The following is a 23,221-nucleotide window of genomic DNA, read 5'->3' as shown; positions in this document are numbered from 1 at the left end:
GTATGTGATTAATCTCATACTGATAAAATTTTTAAAGCTCTTATTGGAATATGTAGGATATAAATATATGACTTTTCCTTTAGGGGTAAATTTATGATACGGGGTGGAAGAGAAGCACGTGAAAAGTAAAATAAAATCGATTATTTCTCTGTTGTTAGTAGCTTGCCTATTGTTTGGACAGACCATCATTGCGGTTCCATCGTATGCCTTGGGGCAGCCTGATGTTTCGTCTTCGGTAATGAAACAAATCATCGACGAAACGAATACCCAGTTAGCGTCCGGTATTCAGGAAAAACAAATTACTTATAAAAATGCCACAGGAGAAAGAACACAACTTTACGCTGTAGATGTTGACCTGAGTAACAAAAACACCGAACTGTATGCAGGGACGCCGAACGATGGTAATGCATATGGCCTGCAGACAGTTCGTGATCAGGCGAATGCTGCAATTCAGAATGGGAAACATGTTGTTGCAGGCGTTAATGCTGATTTTTTCAACATGGCTACAGGTGAACCTCTAGGCAATGTTGTGAAAAATGGCATAGAAATTCATCAAGCGAACGGAAATGATCAGACATTCTTCGGTGTTTTAAAAGATGGAACGCCGATTATTGGTGATCAAACAAAATACAATCAAGTCAAAGGCAATCTGAAACAGGCTTTAGGCGCGGGAAACCTCTTAGTTAAAGATGGTAAAGTTAACGACGTATCAGGGGTTGGGGCAAATAATGAACCAAGAACTGCTGTAGGAATCAAGAGTGACAACACAGTATTTATTGTGGCCATTGACGGGCGGCAATCTCCGTACTCGAATGGTATTTCGATTCCCGACCTGGCACAATTGATGCTTGATATGGGTGCAGTGCAGGCGGTAAACCTTGATGGAGGCGGTTCTACTACTTACATTTCCAGAACTCCTGGAGAGGATAACCTGAGTTTGAAGAACAGTCCCTCTGATGGGAATGAGCGAGTGGTTGCGAACTCTTTGCTAGTCGTTTCTAATTCTTCTGCCGATCACACGTTTGCATCCGCAACCGTTTCGCCAGCTGATAAAACGTATACACCCAATTCCACGATTCCTTTCTCGGCAAAGGGAGTAGATTCAGCTGGATATTCAGCCTCCTTGCCAACCAGTGGTCTCAGTTGGAGTCTTTCTGATTCATCTTTCGGTAAGATTGACGCAACCACTGGTTTGTTTCAGTCGAATGGAAAAACAGGTAATGTGACCGTTAACCTTTCGTACAACGAGAAGGTTGTAGGCAGTACCAATGTAGAAATTGCGGTACCCGATGAACTTCAATTTTCCCAAAAGGCATTAAGTCTGAAACTTAACACAACAAATGATTTAGGATTGGTCGCCAGGTATCAGGGACGTAATGTCATCCTGCATGATGGTGACATTAAATGGAATTTTGATTCCAAAATGGGCACCTTCGACAGCAAGAATATGTTCCATACAGGAAGTGAGAGTGCTTCAGGAGATGTAACGGCGACGCTTGCGGGGACAAACCTCTCAGCTTCGATCAGTGTAACCGTAGGCCAGTTGCCAACCATTTTATATGATTTTGAAGACGGACTGGGTGACTGGGCACCTTCGACGGCAGGTCGTGGTGAAGTTTCTAAGCTTTCCATTTCGAGTTATCCGGATGGGATTGTTCGTTTCGGCAATCAATCTCTTAAAATGGATTATGACTTCACCAACGGAACGAAGAATGCAACACTGGGTGCTTACGCCGGACCTGCAGTAAGTAAAGATATACCGGGTATGCCGACAGCAATCGGCATGTGGGTCTATGCGACTCCTGAAGCGCAGGGTTACTGGCTTAGAATGTATATCTATGACAAAACAGGTACGCCTAAACCAATTGACCTGACAACTCAGGCTGATGGTATCAACTGGACAGGCTGGAAATATGTCGAGGCACCCATTCCAAGTTCATATCAAGGCCCATTCAAAACGTTCCCTAAGCAGATGATCCGAATGTTGTCTTTGAAATCGGGTCAGCCTGGCGGAGGCCCAATGACCAAGGGTAGTATCTATGTTGATAACGTCCGGACCGTATACGGCGCAAATGTCGACGACCTCAAGGCACCGAGCATCGATTCGATCAGCGTGGATGGCAAGACGTATAAGAATTCTCAGGTAAACATTTCAACAGCCATCCATGACGATACCAGTGATCCTCATGCAACCGGCATCAACTGGGACCGTAACCGAATCTGGGTCGATGGGACGGAATATACCGGAGCCAATGGTCACTATTCCTATGATAAGGATGGCACCTTTTCCCTGTCAGGTTATAAGTGGGCTGATGGCGTGCACCACGTTCATGTCTCCATTCAGGACAACTTTGGTAATGAAACCGTTAAGGATGCGTACTTCACGGTGGATACCAAGAACGGGACGAAACTGAGCCTCGAGCCGAAGGGAACAGAAGCATCACTTGGCGGTACCTATCAGTTCGCACTGTCGGCGGACGACCTTTCCAATATAAAGGGAGCAACGGCTACAATTAATCTTGGCAAGGGATTCCCAGTTAAAGATGTTACTTTTGCCCAGAGTGCGTCCGGCAGTACCTATACGTATGATCCGAATACCGGAGATCTGAAACTGACGATCAAAAATGAGGGAGCCTCGAAACAAGCGGGTGAACTCGCACTGATCACGGTATCCGTTCCGTCCACCACTGTGGCGGGTACGAAGATTCCTTACAGCATAACGAGTGGCAATATGACTCTCGCCAATACACAGGAAGATGTATTTAACGCATCATTCTCGACCAAACCAGGCGAAGTACCTGTTGTGGCTGCCTACCAGATCCAGGTGCAGCGCATGATTGTCGGTTCTGATGGCACCTTGCAGGTACTTACCCAGGATGGCCAGCCTGTTTCCGGAGCAGAGGTCAGCATGACTTCAGCAGACGGTAAGACTCAGTCACTTGGGACGACCGATGCGAAAGGGATGCTTTCCAGCGCTCTGCCAACGAGCAGCCTGCAGAAGTTTACGTTAACCGCACATAAAGACAGTGGCTATAGTTTTCCGGTATCTGCTCAGTCGTACAATGCACAGAAAACGGCTGCACCATCAAATATTTTAGTCGGAGCCACTCAGGATTCTAAGACGGAAAAGTCGGTGACCTGGATGACCAACCCGCTTCAAGATGAAGATAAGGCTGTCTTGCAAGTTGCAACGAATGAGGCTTATGCAACTCAGGGCGTTCAGGCTTTCCAGAACTTTAATGGAACCAAAGAACTGATCACGTACTCCAATGACAGCAGTGCAATCGATCTGAACAGCGCAAAGGCAACGGGGCTGAAGCCGGGTACGGCTTATGTTTTCCGCGTTGGCGATGGGAAGAACTGGTCAGATGTTAGGAACTTCACCACACTGACGGACAGTGACCATATGACATTTAACGTATTCGGTGATACTCAGGTAACCAATCCAAGCGGATTAGATAATTTTGACAAGATTCTTACGCGCATCGAGAATGATCCCATTAAATCGGACTTCGCCATTCATATTGGTGATTTCACGGATGACCAGACAATCTTCAATGAAGCAGATATTACAGCACAGTTCTTCAACAAGCATCCGGCATTTGATTCACTGGATATGATCCATGTACTGGGTAATCATGAATACCAGGGTGATGACGGGACAAAATCCGCCGCCATGCTGGCAATACCGAACACGAATGGACCCGATGCCAATAAAACGGGTACCTATTCGGTGGATTATGGAAACATGCACATTGCCGTAATTGGCTGGACGGATAATGCCGATACGATGAAGAAGGAAATGGACTGGCTGCGCAATGACATGAAGGCAACGCACCAGACCTGGAAGATCATTGCAACGCATCAGCCAACCTATAACAAAAACCCTGACGATGCACAGTCGATGATGTTCCATGATATGCTCGCACCGGTATGTGACGAACTAGGCATTGACCTTGTCTTCAATGGCCATGACCACTCTTATGGACGTACTTACCCACTCGTGGGACACCAAAAAGCGAGCGTAGGTACGACCTATATTGCTACCGGACATACAGGTGACAAAACGTATGAAATCCAGCCGAATGATCCGTCCGTGTTCGAAGTCATCCAGAAGGATAAGAATGAGGTCGTCTATACTACTGCCCATGTGAATGGCAATAAGATGGAACTGATCGCTGAACATCCGGACGGCAGTGTTGTGGATGATGTAACACTGACAGCTCATCCGGCGGATAAGACGGCGCTTGAAGAAACGGTAAAATCAGCTAAAGCACTGAACCTCAATGATTATTCAATCATAGGTCAGAATGACTTCGTATCCGCACTGAGCAACGCACAAAAGGTTCTCGATGATGAGAATGCTATTCCTCAGGATGTCTCTTCAGCTCTGAATGACTTAACAAAAGCTCAAGCTGCTTTGAAGAAGTCAGCTGATAAAACAGCTCTGGAAGATGCGATTGCAAAAGCAAACAAACTTGACCTGACAAAATACAAAGAAGCAGGTCAGGCTGCTTTCAAGACGAAGTTACAAGATGCTACGGCAATATATGACAATAAAGCATTGAGTGTTGACGACCAGAAACAGGTTGACACGATGACCGATGAATTGAACCAGGCCATCTCCAGTCTGCAACCAATTAATGGTTCCGGCAATGGCTCGAACGAAGGCCAGGGTAACCAGGGAAATGAAGGTAATTCGAATAACTCAGGCTCGAACGAAGGCCAAGGTAACCATGGCAATGAAGGTAATTCGAATGCATCAACTAACCCCATAACGCAAGATCAAAGCAATGCGAAGGGTCAGAAACAGCTGCCTAATACCGGTAATGTGTTCAATGCCTGGACCTTATCAACAATCGGAGTTGTACTGATCCTTATCGCCGCAGGCATTATGATGAAGAGAAAAGAAAACTGATCAACTTCCCGTTCAGGGAAAGCGCAATTGGAAAACTTTAATTAATCTAACCCCCTCAAAACAAACAGATGAAATAACATCATTTGTTGTTTTGAGGGGGTTTTTTTAGATCCTGTCTGATATCCAGCTATTGGTTGGATCGCCATTAAGGACAATTAACCATGGTCATGTCTGTCAGATGTATTGGGGTAATACATAGGCGTACATTACATGAGAATCAATATTTTTGGGACGGGCTATTTTATGAATCGATTCGGTCCAATGTCAGGTCGGCAGAAGGGAGTCACTCGTACCACGTTTTACCCAGGTGTTTTGTCACACCTTCTTACTTTTATACTCCTTATTAGCGAGAAAACTACTGAAAATTGTTATAAAAAAAGTAATACAGTTGTATGATATAGTAGTGTAACAGTTTAAAAAATATAGTATACTGTAAATTAAGTAGATAGGTAAATATAGGGGTAAGGAAAGAATGGTGAGATTATTTGGCGACAAAGCATGATCAAATTTTAGAATATATCAACAGTTTACCGGTAGGGAATAAAATTTCCGTCCGCCAGATTGCTAAGGATTTGACTGTAAGTGAAGGAACGGCATACCGTGCTATTAAGGATGCAGAAAATAAAGGATATGTAAGTACCATTGAACGTGTCGGAACGATTCGAATTGAAAAAAAGAAAAAAGAAAATATAGAAAGACTTACATATGCTGAAGTTGTAAATATTGTAGATGGACAAGTGCTAGGTGGTCGTGAAGGCTTACACAAAACTTTAAATAAATTTGTCATTGGTGCGATGAAACTAGAGGCAATGATGCGCTATACAGAGGCAGGTAATTTACTTATTGTCGGAAATCGAACACAAGCACATCAACTCGCTCTTGAGGCAGGTGCAGCCGTATTAATTACGGGTGGCTTCGATACGGAAGATTATGTGAAGCATTTAGCAGATGAACTGAAATTACCGGTGATTTCGAGTAGCTATGATACATTTACGGTAGCCACTTTAATTAACCGTGCTATCTATGACCAGCTAATAAAAAAAGAAATTGTTCTCGTAGAAGATATTTTAACACCGTTAAATAAAACAATTTACCTTAAGCCTAACGATAAAGTAGAGCAATGGCACACGCATAATGAAGAGTCGTTACATGGGCGATATCCAATTGTTGATGATACGATGAAAGTAATAGGAATGGTTACACCAAAAGATATTATTGATGTTTCAAAGGATGTTACCCTTGATAAAGTCATGACGAAAAATCCTATAACGGTAAGTGGTAAAATTTCGGTTGCATCAGCCGCAAGAATGATGGTGTGGGAAGGAATTGAGCTTTTGCCTGTTGTTGATGCCAGCGGCAGATTACAAGGGATTATTAGTCGACGAGATGTATTGCAAGCGCTGCAAATGATTCAAAGACAACCGCAAGTAGGAGAAACGATAGAAGATATTGTAACAAGTCAATTCCTTTCCCAAAAAGAAGCGAAATTCGATAATGTATACCGTTTTTCTATCACGCCGCAGATGACAAATAGCATTGGAACTTTATCCTATGGAGTTTTCACGACTATATTGACAGAAGCAGCAAGTCGTGCCCTGCGTGCTCAGAAAAAGGGTGATTTAGTTGTTGAGAGTTTAACAATCTATTTTGTAAAGCCCGTCCAAATTGATTCATTCGTTGAAGTACATCCAAACGTAATGGAGATAGGTCGGAAATTTGGTAAGGTAGATGTAGAAGTGCAACAAGCGGGGAATGTCGTTGGAAAAGCACTTCTAATGGTGCAATTTATTGATCGATAATATTATTTTTTTGTTCTTCTTCTATAACGAATGAATGATACCGCTGACATGTTTGTATGCCGTTATAAGTAACGAAGAGGCCGTATATAAGAAAAACACTAGCAATGATACGACTTATTGCCGAATCGTGAATAAAAAATTGATTAAGCCCAAACAGACTAACAAAAAGGCCGAGGGAAATGGATGATTTTCCTGTAAGCCATATTTTTTCCATTGGAAGTTTGCTGCGTACATACATGATTTTAAAAAATATATAAAATAGGAGTGCAGTGATAATGAGAAAAGCCAGGATTGGCATGAACGTCTCCTCCATTTCTATTTTGTATAGAAGAAGTAAAGAATGTTCTTATTATTCAAATTTTACCACTTTTGAGTAAGACTTACTTTATTTTAAATCAAAATTTTTTCAGCTTATATGATAAGGTTAAAAGTGGTTATAAAACGGGGAGTGATACAAATATGAAAGAGCAAATAATAGAAACGATTAAGCAATATGATACCATTATCATCCATCGCCATGTTCGTCCAGATCCAGATGCAATTGGGTCTCAATGCGGATTAGGTACCATTCTACAAGATTCCTTTCCTGACAAAAGAATTTATATGGTAGGAGCAAACGAAGAATCACTTTCGTTTTTACGAGTAATGGATGAAATTGATGATGATTTATATAAGCATGCGCTTGTTATCGTTTGCGATACAGCAAATGAAGCACGAGTTTGTGATCAACGCTATAAGCAAGGAGAAAAAATTATTAAAATCGATCATCATCCAAATGAAGATCCATACGGCGATCTTCTTTGGGTTGACACAACTGCGAGCTCATGTAGTGAAATGATTTATGAATTGTATGAATACGGCAAAGATAAAGGACTTATCTTATCTCAAGAAGCGGCACGATTATTATATGCTGGCATTGTCGCAGATACAGGCCGATTTTTATTTCCTAGTACAACACCTAAAACATTTCAGTATGGAGGAAAGTTAATCGAAACTGGAATTGACTTTCCGGCTCTCTATGATCAAATGTATAAAACAAATCCTCGTTTAGCAAGATTGAACGGTTATATTTTGCAGAATTTTGAATTAACAGAAGAAGGTGCAGCTTACATAAAGATTACACCGGAAATCTTACAGCAATTTCATGTGAAGGCTTCTGAAGCTTCTGGTATTGTTGGTGTGCTAGGTAATATAGAAGGATTGAAAGCTTGGGTATTGTTTTTAGAAGAAGAGGATTCCATCCGCGTACGGTTACGTTCAAAAGGTCCAATCATTAATACACTTGCTATGAGATATAACGGTGGGGGACATCCACTCGCTTCCGGCGCTACTGTGTACTCATGGGAAGAGGCAGAGCAAGTTATCATAGACTTAAGAGAAATTTGTAAAAAAGGGTAACAAGATAACTCATAAGGGCACTACTTTTCAGTCATCTTGTTATTCTCTTTTGATTTGCAAGGAGATTTCTAAAGTGGTATCAAAATAAATGGTACGAACGATGAAGTGGTAGGTAACATTGTCGCGTGTATATTTTTTATTTTCAATTGCTTTTAGTAACAACTCCTTATTATCTGCGACACTCTGTACACTTTTTGTTAGTAAGTTTTGCAAGTCTTTTTTTACATCACTAGAGAGACTATGAACAGCTAATAAATCCAAGTCATATTGCTCATGATTCACAATGTCAATTTTTACATCTTGAATCGTGAGTGTTTTTTTGGTTTTTTCATTTTCATTCTGTTGGTCCTCTTGTAAAATTTTGTTTTTTCGTTTTAAATCTGTAATTTCATTTTGTTGCTGCCAGATAAGGGCTCGTTGTTCTTCATGAAAGGTACCATAGATGTATAAAAATATCACCCAGCCTATCACACCTCCTACTGCCATTCCCCCAAAAATTGCTTGCCAAATCCTTGATTTATAGAGGGGAGGAATTCTCATGGATGATCCTCGGTTAACCATTTTATGATAATAAGTCCTGTTTGCATGCCCCCGGTTGCAAAGACAATTAGGAGTGCTTGCTTTACAATATCTTTCGTTTCCCCCTGAAAGATTCCTCGTTCTAAGCTATAAAATGTATCAAATGTTCCACCGATGGCTGCAACGAGAGCCCAAATGCGCAGGCTTTCTGCAAATCGTCTAATCATCGTCATTGGGGGCTGACCGACTAGAAATGAACCAATGCCTCCAATCAATGATCCCCCCAGCATGACACCGAATGCAATGAAATAGCTTGTAATGAGGAGTGAAAAAAAAGTTTGCTTTACTTCCATACCATCAGCCTCCTTCATATCCTTATATATATGGACAACGTATAAATAGTATGTTTTGCTTTATAAGCGTACCTTCTCATATAATAAAAAAAACACGACTGAAAAAGGTGATGGTATACCCGTGGAGTTTGTACATTTGCAATGTCAAACCGTATATAGTTTATTAAAAAGCACATGTACCATTAATAAGCTCGTACAGCGAGCGAAATGTCTCGGCATGAAAGCGTTAGCGATAACAGATGAGAATGTGATGTACGGAGTGATTCCGTTTTATAAGGCTTGTATACGAGAAGAAATTCAGCCAATCATTGGCTTAACCGCTTTTGTACTTGAAGAAGAGAGTTCGTATCCACTCATCTTATTAGCAGAAAATGAAACCGGCTATCATAATCTGTTAAAAATCTCGAGTACGATTATGACGAAGTCGAAAACAGGAATCCCTAAAAAATGGATTTCTCATTATGCCGATGGACTCATTGCTATCTCTCCAGGACGCAAGGGGGAGATCGAGCAGTACGTATTGCAACAGAATGAAAATAAAGCACGTGAAGCAATTCGAAGTTTTAAATCGATATTTCCAAAGTTTTATGTAAGCTTGCAAAATCATCATAGTCCAGAGGAAGAATTGCTTCTTGCGAGATTGTTAGTTTTAAGCAAGGAGGAGGACGTACCAGTCGTAGCAACGAATGATGTACGGTATCTTGATAAAGAAGATAGTATCGTTCATGAATGTCTTCTTTCCATAGAAAATGGCACGAAGATAACCGATCCAAGCCGTCCGCGATATGATAGCAATGAATACGAGTTAGCATCAGCGGAGGAAATGATAGACCGATTTTCCTCAGTACCAGAAGCCATTTCGAATAGTATTGAAATAGCAAGCATGTGTAAAGTAAATATTCCATTTCACCAAAATCGATTACCTACATTTCCAATCTCTACTGATGAAACGTCGGATACGTTTCTACATCGAATTTGTGAAGAAGGACTTCACAAACGATATCAAGTTGTAACAAATATACATCGTAAGCGACTTGAACATGAGTTACATATTATTTCAAATATGGGTTTCAGTGATTATTTTTTGATTGTATGGGATTTTATGAAGTATGCGCATAGCCATGGCATTATAACAGGGCCTGGTCGTGGTTCGGCTGCGGGATCGCTTGTAGCCTATATACTAGAAATTACAGATATTGATCCAATTGCCTATGATTTATTATTTGAAAGATTTTTAAATCCGCAGCGCGTTACTTTACCTGATATAGATATTGATTTTCCTGATGTTCGTCGTGATGAAATGATCCGCTATGTTTCAGAGAAATATGGAGATCATCATGTGGCACAAATTGTTACATTTGGAACATTAGCAGCAAAAGCAGCAATTCGTGATGTAGCTCGTACATACGGTTTGCCTCCCAAAGAGGTTGACTATCTTGCTAAGCTTATTCCATCACGATCAGGAATTACATTGGAAGAAGCTTATAATGAATCAGAGCCGCTGCGAAAGCACATTCAAAGTTCACCTCTTTTTGAACAAATTTATACAATTGCGATAAAGGTCGAAGGATTACCAAGGCATACTTCCGTCCATGCAGCAGGTATTATTATGAGTGATATGCCTTTAACAGATCATGTTGCTATTCAAGAGGGGCATATTGTATATATTACACAGTACCCTGCAGAAGTACTAGAAGAATTGGGACTGTTAAAAATGGACTTTCTAGGTTTGCGTAATTTAACTATTTTAGATCAAATACAAAAGCTTATTCAAGAATCAAAGGGCGTGGAGATTGATTATCGTCAAATTCCTCTTCATGACAGGCGAACCTTCGCTCTTCTAAGTAAAGGAGATACGACAGGGGTATTTCAATTGGAATCTGCTGGAATGAGAAATGTATTACGCTCACTAAAGCCAACAGAATTTGAAGACATCGTTGCAGTAAATGCTCTATATCGTCCAGGTCCTATGGAACAAATTCCATTGTTCATTGATTCGAAGTATGGCAGGCATCCTATTCAGTACTTACATAAGGACTTAGAGCCCATTCTTTCTCGGACATATGGCGTAATTGTATATCAAGAACAAATTATGCAAATCGCTTCGGTAATGGCAGGCTTTTCTTTAGGAGAAGCAGATTTATTGAGAAGAGCTGTAAGTAAAAAAAATCACGATATTTTAGACAAGGAAAGAGATCACTTTGTAACAGGCTGCATCCAAAATGGCTATGAAGAAAAAGTTGCGCATGCTGTTTATGATTATATTGTTCGATTTGCAAACTATGGGTTTAATCGGAGCCATGCGGTCGCTTATAGTATGATTGCTTATCAGCTTGCGTATATAAAGGCGAATTATCCACTTGAATTTATGACAGCCTTATTGTCCAGCGTAATCGGAAGTGAAGATAAGATTGTGCAATATGTTCAGGAAACAAAGCGAAAAGGCATTAGGATATTACCTCCATCTATTCTGAATAGTAGCTTTTCGTTTCAAGTCGAGGGGGAAGCCATTCGCTACAGTCTAGTAGCGCTTCGAAATATTGGGGTTGCAACGGTAAAAGAAATTCTAGATGAACGTCAAAAACGACCATTTACGGATTTGTTTGATTTCTGTATCCGACTACCGAACCGTGTAGTAACAAGAAAAATAGTAGAAACTCTTATTTGTTCGGGGTGCTTTGATGATTTTCAGGTGGATCGTGCCTCTCTTTTAGCGAGCATTGAAACGGCTCTTGACTATGTGGAGCTTGTCAAGCCGAATGATGGCAGCCAAATGGATATGCTATTAGATGAAGATCTTGTTCCGAAACCACAATATGTCCAAGTTGAACCAATCCCTTTTATGGAAAAATTAAAACTGGAAAAAGAAATCATTGGATTATATGTATCAAGTTATCCTACATTTGTGTATGAAGAGCTCATACAAAGGTTACGTATTCCGACGTTAAAGGATGTGCTTACGAAAAATCAAAAATATGTACGTTCGATTGTTTTCCTTTCAAATGTAAGGGTCATTCGTACGAAAAAATTGCAAAAGATGGCCTTTCTAACGATTTGTGACGAAGGAGAGGAATTAGAGGCTGTTATGTTTCCTGATACGTATTTACAGTTTGCTTCTCTTTTGAAAGAGGAAAGTATCATGTTAATTGTAGGTAATATCTCATTTCGAAATAATAGGAAACAATGGATTATGGAAGGAATATATCCCCTTGCAAATGCCGAGGAATATAAAAGATATGAACATACCTCTGTATATATAAAGCTGCCATCGAAGCAGGAGACTGCTATTGCAAAACATGTAAGGAAGATAATTTATAGACATCCTGGTTATTCAAATGTGTTCATATACTATGAAAAAGAGCATAAAATGGTACAATTATCTTACATATATTCCGTTCATCCAGATGAGGGGTGCTTGCAAGAACTTCGTAATATTGTCGGTCAAGAAAATGTTGTGTGTAAAATTTAATAGACTTTTCCCTGCTTTATCTATTATAGTAGTAGTGAGACACTGTGGTCTGACCACTACCGGAATCGGTAGCAGGAGGGTCTGCAAGGAGAGAGGATATTATGTCGACACTTCGTGAAGAAGCACTTCACATGCATCGTGTAAATCAAGGAAAGTTAGAAACAGTTTCAAAAGTTAAAGTCGAGAATGCCAAGGACTTAAGTCTTGCTTATTCACCAGGGGTAGCAGAACCTTGTAAAATCATCTATGACGACAAAAGTAAAGTATACGAATATACATTAAAGGGCAATATGGTAGCAGTTGTTACGGATGGTACCGCGGTACTAGGGCTAGGGAATATCGGTCCAGAGGCATCATTGCCAGTAATGGAAGGAAAAGCTGTTCTATTTAAATGCTTTGCAGGAGTAGATGCATTTCCATTAGCTTTACAAACAAATGATGTAGACAAGATTGTAGAAACAGTTAAGCTACTAGAGCCTACATTTGGTGGTATTAATCTAGAGGATATTGCATCACCGAATTGTTTTATTATTGAAGAAAGATTGAAAAAGGAATGTAATATTCCTGTGTTTCATGACGATCAGCACGGAACGGCAATTGTAACGGTAGCTGCATTAGTCAATGCATTAAAGTTAGTAAACAAAAAGATGTCGCAAATAAAAGTGGTTGCGAATGGAGCAGGAGCAGCTGGAATTGCTATTATAAAATTATTATATCGCTACGGCGTTCGAGACATTATTATGTGCGATACGAAGGGGCCTATTTATGAGGGCCGCCCGAATGGAATGAATGCATTAAAGGATGAAGTTGCTAAATATACGAATCGTGACATGGTGGCCGGCTCATTGCAAGATGCCATAAAAGGTGCAGATGTATTTATAGGTGTTTCTGCAGAAGGAGCCCTTACAAAGGAAATGATTCATTCTATGAATAAGGATGCTATCATTTTTGCTATGGCGAATCCAACTCCTGAAATTATGCCAAGCGATGCATTAGAGGCTGGAGCTGCGGTAGTTGGTACGGGACGCTCAGATTTTCCGAATCAAGTAAACAATGTCCTTGCTTTTCCAGGGATCTTTCGCGGGGCGTTAGATGTTTATGCAACACAAATTAACGAGGAAATGAAACTAGCTGCTGTGGAAGCTATTTCGTCGCTTGTATCAGACGAAGAATTGAATGCTACATATATTATTCCTACGCCATTCGATTCACGTGTTGCCCCAAGGGTAGCTGAATTCGTTGCAAAGGCTGCGATGGAAACAGGGGTTGCAAGACGTAAAGTAGATCCATATGAAGTAGCAGAAAAGACAAGAAGGTTAGCGACTATAGGAAAAATGAGTGAGGAATAAAGTGTGACCGTTCAAACGAAGGTGTATCTAGAAATTGTCCAAAAAATTCGTTCCATTATTAACGAAGATCAATTGAAAGCAGGAGATCGATTGCCGTCAGAAAGGGAGCTTAGTACACGTTTAAGTGTGGGACGTTCCTCTGTTCGAGAAGCGCTCCGCTCACTGGAACTCGTTGGACTAATCGAAACGCGGCGCGGAGAGGGAACGTTCATTAAAAATATTTATGAGCATAGTCTTATAAATGTACTAGCTACATTTCTACTGCAGGACGAGAAAACGAAGAATGATTTACATCAGGTTAAGCATCTTATTGAACAGGATGTTCTCCGTCTTCTTTGCTCTTCTGATTCTAAATTAGAATTTCGTGATCTCTGGCAACAAAAGGATCTTTCCATTCAAGCATTCCATGTCGTTTTTTGGAAACGAATGGTAGAAAAAACGAATAATTACTTGTTATATCGAATTTGGCTGATTGTAAATGCTTATGATTCAACCTTTCCATATGAGCTGAAGCTTGAAAATCTGGAGTTGTATCATAGTATTGGTCAGGCAATTGAAGAAAAGAACGAGGTAAAGGCGTTACAATTTTACAATCAATTGATTTCACATATTATGTATTCATGAAGTTCTAGTTTTATGCTAAACTTTTTCGTTTACATAGTTATCTCTGTGTTCTTTGCTAAGCACAAAGGAGGGTCTACATGCTAAGAGATTTATTCTCAAAGAAAAAGAAATATGCTGCAATTCCTTCAGAACAACTTCGAAAAGATGTACCTAATGGCGTGATGATAAAATGTCCAAGCTGTAAAAAAATTATGTATTCGAAGGAACTTCGCAAAAATTTGAAGGTTTGCGTAAATTGTGGCTATCATCATCCAATGACTGCTTACGAACGAATTGAAAGCTTACTAGATGAACATACATTTCTCCCTTATGATGAAGAAATGATATCAGTAAATCCTCTTCACTTTCCAGGCTATGAGAAAAAACTTGAAGCGGATCGTCAGAAAACAGATTTGAATGAAGCAATTGTAACGGGAGAGGGCACGATCGATAATATGCTTGTAGTCATAGCTGTTATGGATTCACGTTTCCGTATGGGGAGCATGGGCTCTGTAGTAGGAGAAAAAATTGCTAGAGCTGTTGAGAAAGCAAGGGAATTAAAAGTACCATTTCTCATTTTTACAGCATCTGGTGGTGCGCGTATGCAAGAAGGTGTGCTTAGCCTTATGCAAATGGCAAAAACGAGCGTTGCATTAAAGCGATTTAGTGAAGAAGGCGGACTTTTTATTTCTATTATGACACATCCAACAACTGGAGGAGTTTCTGCAAGCTTTGCTTCACTTGGTGACTATAATTTTGCTGAACCAGGCGCACTCATTGGATTTGCTGGCAGAAGAGTTATTGAACAAACCGTCCGCGAGGAATTGCCGGATAATTTCCAAACCGCAGAATTTCTACTGGAACACGGCCAATTGGATGCTGTTATTGATCGTTCGAAGCTAAAGGAAACTTTACAAGTAATTATAGAGCTTCATCAACGGGAGGAGACAGCGCTATGGCAGAACTAGAATTTGAAAAACCGATTGTAGAGCTGCGAGGTAAAATCACCGAATTAAAGGAATATACCAAGAATAGCAGTATAGACTTCACGGATGAGATTCACATTTTAGAAGAAAAACTAGAAAACTTAGAAAAAGAAATTTATAGCAATCTAAAGGTGTGGGATCGTGTACAAATTGCACGTCATCCACAACGTCCAACAACATTAGATTATATAACAACAATTTTCACCGATTTTATTGAATGTCATGGGGATCGTCTATACGGAGATGATGAGGCAATTGTCGGTGGAATTGCAAAATATCAAGGAATTCCTGTTACGGTGATAGGTCACCAACGCGGGAAAGATACGAAAGAAAATATTCGTCGTAATTTTGGAATGCCTCATCCTGAAGGTTATCGAAAAGCATTGAGGCTTATGAAGCAAGCTGAGAAATTCCGTCGTCCGATTATTTGTTTTATTGATACAAAAGGGGCATATCCTGGGAAAGCTGCCGAAGAACGGGGACAGAGTGAAGCCATTGCACGTAATTTATTTGAAATGGCAGGATTGTCCGTGCCAATCATCTGTATCGTAATCGGAGAAGGAGGTAGTGGTGGTGCGCTAGGCTTAGGCGTTGGAAATTATGTTCACATGCTTGAAAACGCAACCTACTCGGTGATCTCTCCTGAAGGGGCAGCAGCTATCCTTTGGAAGGATGCAGGAAAAGCGAAAGAAGCGGCAGAAGCTATGGGCATTACTGCTCCGCAATTGAAACAGCTCGATATAATTGATGAAATCATTACGGAAGTGCCTGGCGGTGCTCACCGTGATGCAAAGCAGCAGGCACAATATGTAGATCAAGTGATTGCAGCATCCTTAGACAGCCTTAAAGGAATGACAAAAGAACAAATCATAGAACAACGTTATAATAAATTTATGAAAATGGGTAAAATTTCATTTTTAGAAAATACTACAGTAAACGGCTAAAACGTGCATTTTTTGCACGTTTTTTTAGTAGGATAATGGACATAATTTTTAATGCATGTGTGCAAATTGTAGTTGTACAAGTCAATTTTGTCTTTGTGAAATGACACATTATCTACATTGTTTTTTTTCAATTTTTCATGTAATGTATCTGTGTGACAGGGTGTCTGATCGGTTTCGAAAACGAATGCGACATCGATTGCACAACGGTCAACTGTAATGTAAAATGATACAGGACAAACGTCTTTATCATGAACGCTACTGCAGATAATAGCGTAGAAAAAGAAACTGCAGTTCACGAGAAGATGAATATTCTTTAGAGGTGAGTACAGATGAAACGAATAGGAGTTTTAACAAGTGGTGGAGATTCACCTGGTATGAATGCTGCAATTCGTGCGGTTGTTCGAAAAGGCATATACCATGATTTGGAAGTGTACGGTATTTATCACGGTTATGCGGGTTTAATTTCTGGTCATATTGAAAAGCTAGAATTAGGATCTGTCGGCGATATTATTCATCGTGGTGGAACGAAGTTATATACAGCAAGATGTCCTGAATTTAAAACGTTGGAAGGACAATTGCAAGGAATTGAACAATTGAAAAAATTTGGTATTGAAGCACTTGTTGTTATTGGTGGAGATGGCTCTTATCAAGGTGCAAAGAAATTAACCGAGCATGGTTTTCCATGTATAGGTGTTCCAGGAACGATTGATAATGATATACCAGGAACAGACTTTACAATTGGTTTTGATACAGCATTAAATACAGTTATTGACGCTATTGATAAAATTCGTGATACAGCTACTTCTCATGAACGTACATATGTGGTTGAAGTAATGGGGCGCCATGCAGGAGATATTGCGCTATGGGCAGGCCTTGCAGATGGTGCAGAAACCATTCTTATTCCTGAGGCAGATTATGATATGGATGAAGTCATTGCGCGTCTGAAACGAGGAACAGAACGTGGTAAGAAGCACAGTATTATTGTAGTTGCAGAGGGTGCAGGAAGTGCCATTGATATCGGTAAAAAGATTGAAGAGGCAACTCAATTTGATACACGTGTAACGGTATTAGGTCACGTTCAACGTGGAGGTTCTCCTAGTGCGTTTGACCGTGTTTTAGCTAGCCGTCTTGGGGCTAGAGCTGTCGAACTTCTTCTCGAAGGAAAAGGCGGACGATGCGTTGGTATTCATAACAACCAGATCGTTGACGAAGATATTATTGAAGCATTATCTCATAAGCACCAATTAGATTTAAATGTGTATCAATTGTCTACAGAATTATCGATCTAATTGCAAGCTTTTACAATAAGGTTGTCTAAACACTGGGAACGTTTCCAAAATAAAACCGGAGGTATTTTATGCGTAAAACAAAAATAGTTTGTACAATAGGCCCAGCAAGTGAAAGTATTGAAAAATTAGTAGATTTAATACAGTCTGGTATGAACGTAGCACGCCTAAACTTTTCTCACGGAAGTCACGAAGAGCATGCTGCACGTATCGTAAGTATTCGTGAAGCTGCAAAGCGTACAGGAAAAACGGTTGCTATTTTGTTAGATACGAAAGGACCAGAAATCCGTACACATGACTTCGAAAATGGAATGGCTGAGCTTAAAACGGGTGCAGAAGTTATTATCTCTACCCAACAAGTATTAGGCACTGCAGAAAAATTTTCAGTAACATATGCAGGTCTTTATGATGATGTAGACACTGGTTCACGTATATTAATCGATGATGGTCTGATTGAATTAGAGGTTTTAGAAAAAGCAAATGGCGATATTCGTACAAAAGTATTAAATAGCGGTATTGTTAAAAATAAAAAGGGTGTTAACGTACCAAATGTTAGCATTAAGCTTCCTGGTATTACCGAAAAAGACGTTAATGATATTACTTTCGGTATTGGACAAGGTATTGATTTTATTGCGGCTTCGTTCGTACGTAAGGCTTCTGATATCCTAGAAATTCGTGAATTACTTGAAAAACATAATGCACAATATATCCAAGTTATACCGAAGATTGAAAACCAAGAGGGTATCGATAATATTGATTCGATTTTAGAAGTTTCTGATGGTTTAATGGTAGCTCGCGGTGATATGGGTGTTGAAATTCCACCTGAAGAAGTACCTCTTGTACAAAAACGTTTAATCAAAAAATGTAACATGCTTGGAAAACCAGTTATCACTGCAACACAAATGTTAGATTCTATGCAACGTAACCCACGTCCAACACGTGCAGAAGCTAGTGATGTTGCGAATGCTATTTTTGACGGAACAGATGCAATCATGCTTTCTGGAGAAACTGCTGCTGGATCATACCCAGTTGAAGCTGTAAAGATGATGGCTTCTATTGCAACTCGTGTAGAACAATCTCTACAATATGAAGATTTGTTCCGCAAACGTATTAGAGAAGCACAACCTACAATTACAGATGCAATTAGCCAATCTGTGGCTCATACAGCAGTTGCTTTAGATGTAGCAGCGATTGTAACACCTACAGAAAGTGGTTATACAGCAAAAATGATTTCGAAGTATCGTCCAAAATCTCCAATTATAGCTGTAACATTTAACGAAATGATTTGCCGCCGTTTGGCACTTGTATGGGGTGTACAAGCATATTTAGCAAAAGGTGCTGTACATTCAACAGATGAATTGTTAGAAACAGCTATTGATACAGGAATGGATGCAGGTATCATTAATTTTGGAGATACAGTTGTCATTACAGCAGGTGTACCAGTTGCGGAAACAGGTACGACAAACTTAATGAAAATCCATGTAGTTGGTGAACAAGTAGCAAATGGTCAAGGAATCGGTCGTAAATCTGCAACAGGTAAAGTGGTAACAGCAAAAAATGCTGCTGAAGCTTTAGCAAAAATGTCCGAAGGCGATGTGCTTGTTACCGTTGCAACAGACAAAGATATGATGGAAGCAATTCAATTAGCTTCTGCATTAGTAATTGAAGAAGGCGGATTAACGAGCCATGCAGCAGTCGTGGGCGTATCCATCGGAATTCCAGTTGTTGTAGGTGTTCAAAATGCTACATCTCTTCTACAAGATGGACAAGAAGTAACAGTAGACGCAGCACGCGGAATTATTTACAACGGTCATGCAGTATTGTAAGATAAAAAATTAGGAGAAGGAGATTAACTCCTTCTTCTTTTTTTTTACTATAATAATCGCATTGCTTATGTATTTGTGTTATAGTAGTTCAAATTCTCTTTTTTAGCTATTTATGAGAGGGAAGGTTTCGCTTAATTCGAATTATGGTGTATGGAGGAGACGGATGATAAAAATTCTCGTATTTCTATTTATTGTGATTCCTGCTCTTGAAGTAACGTTACTTGTAGCTTCTAGTAAGTGGATTGGTGTCCTGCCTACCTTTTTAATAATGATTGCAACAGGGGTAATTGGCGCGTATTTAGCGAAGAAACAAGGTATAGCTGTTGTACGTAAAGCGAATGAGCAAATACGTCAGGGTATAGCTCCAGCAGATTCCATTATGGATGGAATTTGTATCTTTTTCGGAGGAATTTTTCTCATGACGCCTGGTTATATTACAGATGTGCTAGGATTTCTCTTGTTATGGCCTATAACAAGAAAACGAATCAAATTTGCAATTATGAAGTGGATACAAAGAAAAATAAGAGGAAATACAACGATTATTTGGAAACAATAAACACCGTCTTATATTGAAAAAGACGGTGTTTATTATTGAGGATTTTTATCCTTTTATAAAAGTCCAAATATCATGAAAGACGTTCGCTTTATAAAGTGTTGTTATCAATACAAGCGTTACAGGACCGATAATTAAACCGAGAAAACCAAATAATTTAAATCCAACAAATAGAGCAACTAGTGTAGCGAGTGGATCCATTCCTATATTAGAAGAAAGGATCTTCGGTTCAATTAGTTGTCGTTGTACGATAACAACGATAAATAATACGAGAAGCCCTAGCGCAAAGGATGTGTCACCTGTAAACCATGAATACAAAATCCAAGGAACAAATATCGTACCTGTTCCAAGATAGGGAAGTAAATCGACAATACCAGTAACTAAAGCAACCGTGATTGCGTACGGAACACGTAAGATTAAATATCCGATTAAAACAATAAGAGTCGTCATAGAGATAAGGGTAAACTGCGCTTTCAAATAACCAAATAAAGCTTTTTGAAGATCTTTAAAAATCGTAATTCCATATCCGTGTACCTTTTGAGGAATTATTTTTTTACATACATTTCCAATTCGGTGCCAATCATTAGAAATAAAAAACGTTGCCAAAAGGCTAAATATAAGTACGGTAGCTATTGATGGAAGTGCGCTTAAAAAGTTTGTCAGCCCTGCTAAAATGGCAGTCAAAATATCTTTCACATTTTGCGATAGCGAAGTGCTCAGGGTTTGGATATTTGTTGTAATCGTTTGCTGCTGTGATGCTCCAAGCCGACTAAATTTCATTGATAGATCATTGTAGAGAGGCATGATATTGTGTACGAGTATATCTTGCAAATACGATAGAAATTGCGGGAACTTCTCAGGTAATATAACAAGCAAATAATTCGCTGCAGCAATTCCTTCCGTTACGAGAAGAAACACTAATCCGATGATGGCACCGAATACAAGAATGAGGGTTACAAATACTGCAAGTGATCTAGGAAATCGCATCTTCCTGTCTAGGAAATTTACAATTGGATTTATCATATAGGCTATGATAAGCGCTATGATAAATGGATATACGAGTCCCGAAACGTATAGAAAAAGATAAATTCCTACGTAAGCTATAGCAAGCACTAATAAGGCGCGTAACCCCATGTAAATGTATGTTTTGTTCAAAAAAATTCTCCTTTCAAAACAATACGATTGTTATGTACTTTTATATGTATGTAGCCCAAAAGAACTACTCATACATTTTACCATGGCAAGGAAAGGGAATGAAAGGTACACGTAAAATAGGACTATAAAAAAGGGTGATAATATGAATATAAGTCAATCTAGTTTATTTCTACTAATTTTATTAGCTATAGGATTAATTGCAAAAAATCAATCGCTAACATTTGCTGTTATTATATTATTTATTTTAAAATGGACGTTTCTTGGAGAAAAAATATTTCCTTATTTACAGCAAAAAGGAATTAATTTAGGGGTTACGATTATAACAATTGCAGTGCTCGTCCCAATTGCAACGGGTGAAATTGGATTTAAGCAGCTTATGGATGCAGTGAAATCGTATTATGCTTGGATTGCTCTTGCTTCAGGGATTTTAGTGGCACTATTAGCAAAGGGCGGCGTACATCTTCTTGCACAGGATCCTCAAATTACGACGGCTCTCGTATTCGGTACTATTTTGTCAGTGGCTTTATTCAATGGAGTTGCGGTTGGGCCGCTTATTGGAGCAGGTATTGCTTATGCAGTTATGCAGCTAGTTGAGATGATAAAATAGACGTTTTTTGACATTTTATATTGGAAACGAATTCTTTTCGTTTCCAAATATCAGATAATTGTTTATAATAGAAATCAGAGAGGTGCTCAACTGCCATTAACTAGGAATGCATATTGTTGGTAGAAAAGTAACAGCCACATAAAATAATACCTTTTTCGACCTTTGTTTTATGTTTTGTTGTTTTTCTCGAGGCACTTCCTGACGGCTGGGAGAATTATGAGAAAAAGGAGAGATAGTTATGACAAGTACGAAAGGCCTTGAAGGGGTAGTTGCAACAACATCATCAATTAGTTCAATTATTGATGATACATTAACATACGTTGGTTATGGAATTGACGATTTAGCTGAAAACGCTTCATTTGAAGAAGTTGTTTATTTATTATGGCATCGTAAACTTCCAAACAGAGCAGAGTTAGAAGAATTAACAGCACAACTTAGAGAATTTGCAGAAGTGCCAGCAGAAATATTAGCATATTTAAAATCTACTAATTTAGATCATGCTCATCCAATGACTGTTCTACGTACAGCTGTTTCTATGCTCGCATTGTATGATGAGAATGCAGAAGCTATGGATGAAAAATCAAATTATTTGAAAGCGGTTAAATTGCAGGCTAAAATCGCTACTCTAGTTGCAGCATATGCAAGAATTCGCAAAGGATTAGAACCAGTAGCACCAAATGCTGATCTTAGCTTTGCAGCAAATTTCTTATACATGCTGAATGACAGACTTCCAAAAGATATTGAAATCGAAGCTTTCAATAAAGCGCTTGTACTTCATGCTGACCATGAATTAAATGCATCTACATTTACTGCTCGTGTATGTGTTGCTACTCTTTCTGATGTGTATTCAGGTATTACAGCAGCAATTGGAGCATTAAAAGGACCACTTCACGGTGGGGCTAACGAACAAGTTATGAAGATGTTAGCTGAAATCGGAAGCGTAGAAAATGTAGAACCATATATTACAAATAAATTAAATAACAAAGTGAAAATCATGGGATTCGGTCACCGCGTATATCGCAAAGGTGATCCTCGTGCTAAGCATTTAAAAGAAATGTCCAAGCAATTAGGTCAATTGACTGGAGATACAAAGTGGTATGACATGAGTGTGAAGATCCAAGACATCGTTACATCTTCAAAAGGTTTACCACCAAATGTAGATTTTTATTCTGCATCCGTGTATCATTGTTTAGGAATCGAACATGATTTATTTACACCAATTTTCGCAGTAAGCCGTACTTCTGGTTGGTTAGCTCATATTTTAGAACAATATGCAAACAACCGTTTGATCCGTCCACGTGCAGAATACACGGGTCCAACAAACCAAAAGTATGTTCCTGTTGAAGATAGAATCTAATATTTGCACAGTAAATTTACAAAAAACATCATGAATTGCAGTTGATCAAAAGAAAGTCTCTAAGGAGACTTAGGGGCTTTCTTTTGTTTCATACATATT

17 protein-coding genes are annotated in these 23,221 nt (G+C 39.4%); 13 read left to right on the top strand and 4 right to left on the bottom strand.

Going from position 1 to position 23,221, the window contains the following annotated elements; all coding sequences use genetic code 11:
* Window positions 1-118 precede the first annotated feature (118 nt).
* Together ACM5BR_RS10065 and ACM5BR_RS10060 are read left to right on the top strand one after the other, a co-directional pair.
* Window positions 119-4,918, top strand: a complete 4,800-nt coding sequence (locus ACM5BR_RS10065) for a phosphodiester glycosidase family protein (protein WP_416827702.1) — start codon at window positions 119-121, stop codon at window positions 4,916-4,918.
* A gap of 485 nt (window positions 4,919-5,403) precedes the next feature.
* Window positions 5,404-6,717 (top strand): DRTGG domain-containing protein, encoded by a 1,314-nt coding sequence (locus ACM5BR_RS10060; protein ID WP_416827701.1) that lies wholly within the window; start codon window positions 5,404-5,406, stop codon window positions 6,715-6,717.
* On the opposite strand, the gene ACM5BR_RS10055 is transcribed toward ACM5BR_RS10060, so the two are convergent.
* Window positions 6,704-7,015 carry a YtpI family protein gene (locus ACM5BR_RS10055; protein WP_416827700.1) on the bottom strand — a complete coding sequence of 104 codons (312 nt, stop codon included), beginning with the start codon at window positions 7,013-7,015 and terminating at the stop codon, window positions 6,704-6,706. The genes ACM5BR_RS10060 and ACM5BR_RS10055 overlap by 14 nt on opposite strands.
* A gap of 161 nt (window positions 7,016-7,176) precedes the next feature.
* On the opposite strand from ACM5BR_RS10055, the gene ACM5BR_RS10050 reads away from it, so the two are divergent.
* Window positions 7,177-8,115, top strand: coding sequence for a DHH family phosphoesterase (locus ACM5BR_RS10050; protein WP_416827699.1), 939 nt, complete (start codon window positions 7,177-7,179; stop codon window positions 8,113-8,115).
* Between the two features lie 39 nt (window positions 8,116-8,154).
* On the opposite strand, the gene ytrI is transcribed toward ACM5BR_RS10050, so the two are convergent.
* Both ytrI and ytrH read right to left on the bottom strand, forming a co-directional pair.
* The gene (ytrI, locus tag ACM5BR_RS10045; protein WP_416827698.1) at window positions 8,155-8,601 is read right to left on the bottom strand and encodes a sporulation membrane protein YtrI; all 447 of its coding nucleotides are present in this window, start codon (window positions 8,599-8,601) and stop codon (window positions 8,155-8,157) included.
* Between the two features lie 50 nt (window positions 8,602-8,651).
* The gene (gene ytrH, locus ACM5BR_RS10040; protein ID WP_416827697.1) at window positions 8,652-8,987 is read right to left on the bottom strand and encodes a sporulation membrane protein YtrH; all 336 of its coding nucleotides are present in this window, start codon (window positions 8,985-8,987) and stop codon (window positions 8,652-8,654) included.
* Window positions 8,988-9,108: 121 nt separating this feature from the next.
* Here ytrH and dnaE point away from each other — a divergent pair, with 121 nt between their 5' ends.
* The 8 genes from dnaE to ACM5BR_RS10000 all read left to right on the top strand — a co-directional run bounded on the left by dnaE (window position 9,109) and on the right by ACM5BR_RS10000 (window position 20,006).
* On the top strand, window positions 9,109-12,456 hold the full coding sequence (dnaE, locus tag ACM5BR_RS10035; protein ID WP_416827696.1) for a DNA polymerase III subunit alpha: 3,348 nt from the start codon (window positions 9,109-9,111) through the stop codon (window positions 12,454-12,456).
* Between the two features lie 101 nt (window positions 12,457-12,557).
* On the top strand, window positions 12,558-13,805 hold the full coding sequence (gene ystJ / locus ACM5BR_RS10030) for an NADP-dependent malic enzyme (RefSeq protein WP_416827695.1): 1,248 nt from the start codon (window positions 12,558-12,560) through the stop codon (window positions 13,803-13,805).
* 3 nt (window positions 13,806-13,808) lie between these two features.
* Window positions 13,809-14,429: a FadR/GntR family transcriptional regulator gene (locus ACM5BR_RS10025; RefSeq protein ID WP_416827694.1), complete on the top strand. Its 621-nt coding sequence runs from the start codon at window positions 13,809-13,811 to the stop codon at window positions 14,427-14,429.
* A 77-nt stretch (window positions 14,430-14,506) separates the two neighbouring features.
* Complete coding sequence (gene accD / locus ACM5BR_RS10020; protein WP_416827693.1) at window positions 14,507-15,376, top strand: acetyl-CoA carboxylase, carboxyltransferase subunit beta; 870 nt, start codon at window positions 14,507-14,509, stop codon at window positions 15,374-15,376.
* Entirely contained in the window at window positions 15,364-16,338 is a 975-nt protein-coding gene (accA, locus tag ACM5BR_RS10015; RefSeq protein WP_416827692.1) for an acetyl-CoA carboxylase carboxyl transferase subunit alpha, read from the top strand. The genes accD and accA overlap by 13 nt, the downstream gene beginning before the upstream one ends.
* 329 nt (window positions 16,339-16,667) lie before the next feature.
* Window positions 16,668-17,627: a 6-phosphofructokinase gene (gene pfkA, locus ACM5BR_RS10010; RefSeq protein WP_416827691.1), complete on the top strand. Its 960-nt coding sequence runs from the start codon at window positions 16,668-16,670 to the stop codon at window positions 17,625-17,627.
* Window positions 17,628-17,695: 68 nt separating this feature from the next.
* Window positions 17,696-19,450, top strand: a complete 1,755-nt coding sequence (gene pyk, locus ACM5BR_RS10005) for a pyruvate kinase (protein WP_416827690.1) — start codon at window positions 17,696-17,698, stop codon at window positions 19,448-19,450.
* Between the two features lie 163 nt (window positions 19,451-19,613).
* Entirely contained in the window at window positions 19,614-20,006 is a 393-nt protein-coding gene (locus ACM5BR_RS10000; protein ID WP_416827689.1) for an FxsA family protein, read from the top strand.
* A 45-nt stretch (window positions 20,007-20,051) separates the two neighbouring features.
* On the opposite strand, the gene ytvI is transcribed toward ACM5BR_RS10000, so the two are convergent.
* Entirely contained in the window at window positions 20,052-21,137 is a 1,086-nt protein-coding gene (ytvI, locus tag ACM5BR_RS09995; RefSeq protein WP_416827887.1) for a sporulation integral membrane protein YtvI, read from the bottom strand.
* A gap of 163 nt (window positions 21,138-21,300) precedes the next feature.
* Here ytvI and ACM5BR_RS09990 point away from each other — a divergent pair, with 163 nt between their 5' ends.
* Together ACM5BR_RS09990 and citZ are read left to right on the top strand one after the other, a co-directional pair.
* Window positions 21,301-21,765: a DUF441 domain-containing protein gene (locus ACM5BR_RS09990; RefSeq protein WP_416827688.1), complete on the top strand. Its 465-nt coding sequence runs from the start codon at window positions 21,301-21,303 to the stop codon at window positions 21,763-21,765.
* A gap of 238 nt (window positions 21,766-22,003) precedes the next feature.
* A complete protein-coding gene (gene citZ, locus ACM5BR_RS09985; RefSeq protein WP_416827687.1) occupies window positions 22,004-23,122 on the top strand; it encodes a citrate synthase in 1,119 nt (372 codons plus the stop codon).
* The last annotated feature ends 99 nt before the right edge of the window (window positions 23,123-23,221 follow it).

Origin of the sequence: Ectobacillus polymachus (genome assembly GCF_048159605.1) — a bacterium.
Lineage (GTDB): Bacteria > Bacillota > Bacilli > Bacillales > Bacillaceae_G > Ectobacillus > Ectobacillus polymachus.
The sequence above is the reverse complement of the archived record's forward strand: the minus strand, read 5'-3'. Positions and strand labels throughout refer to the sequence as shown.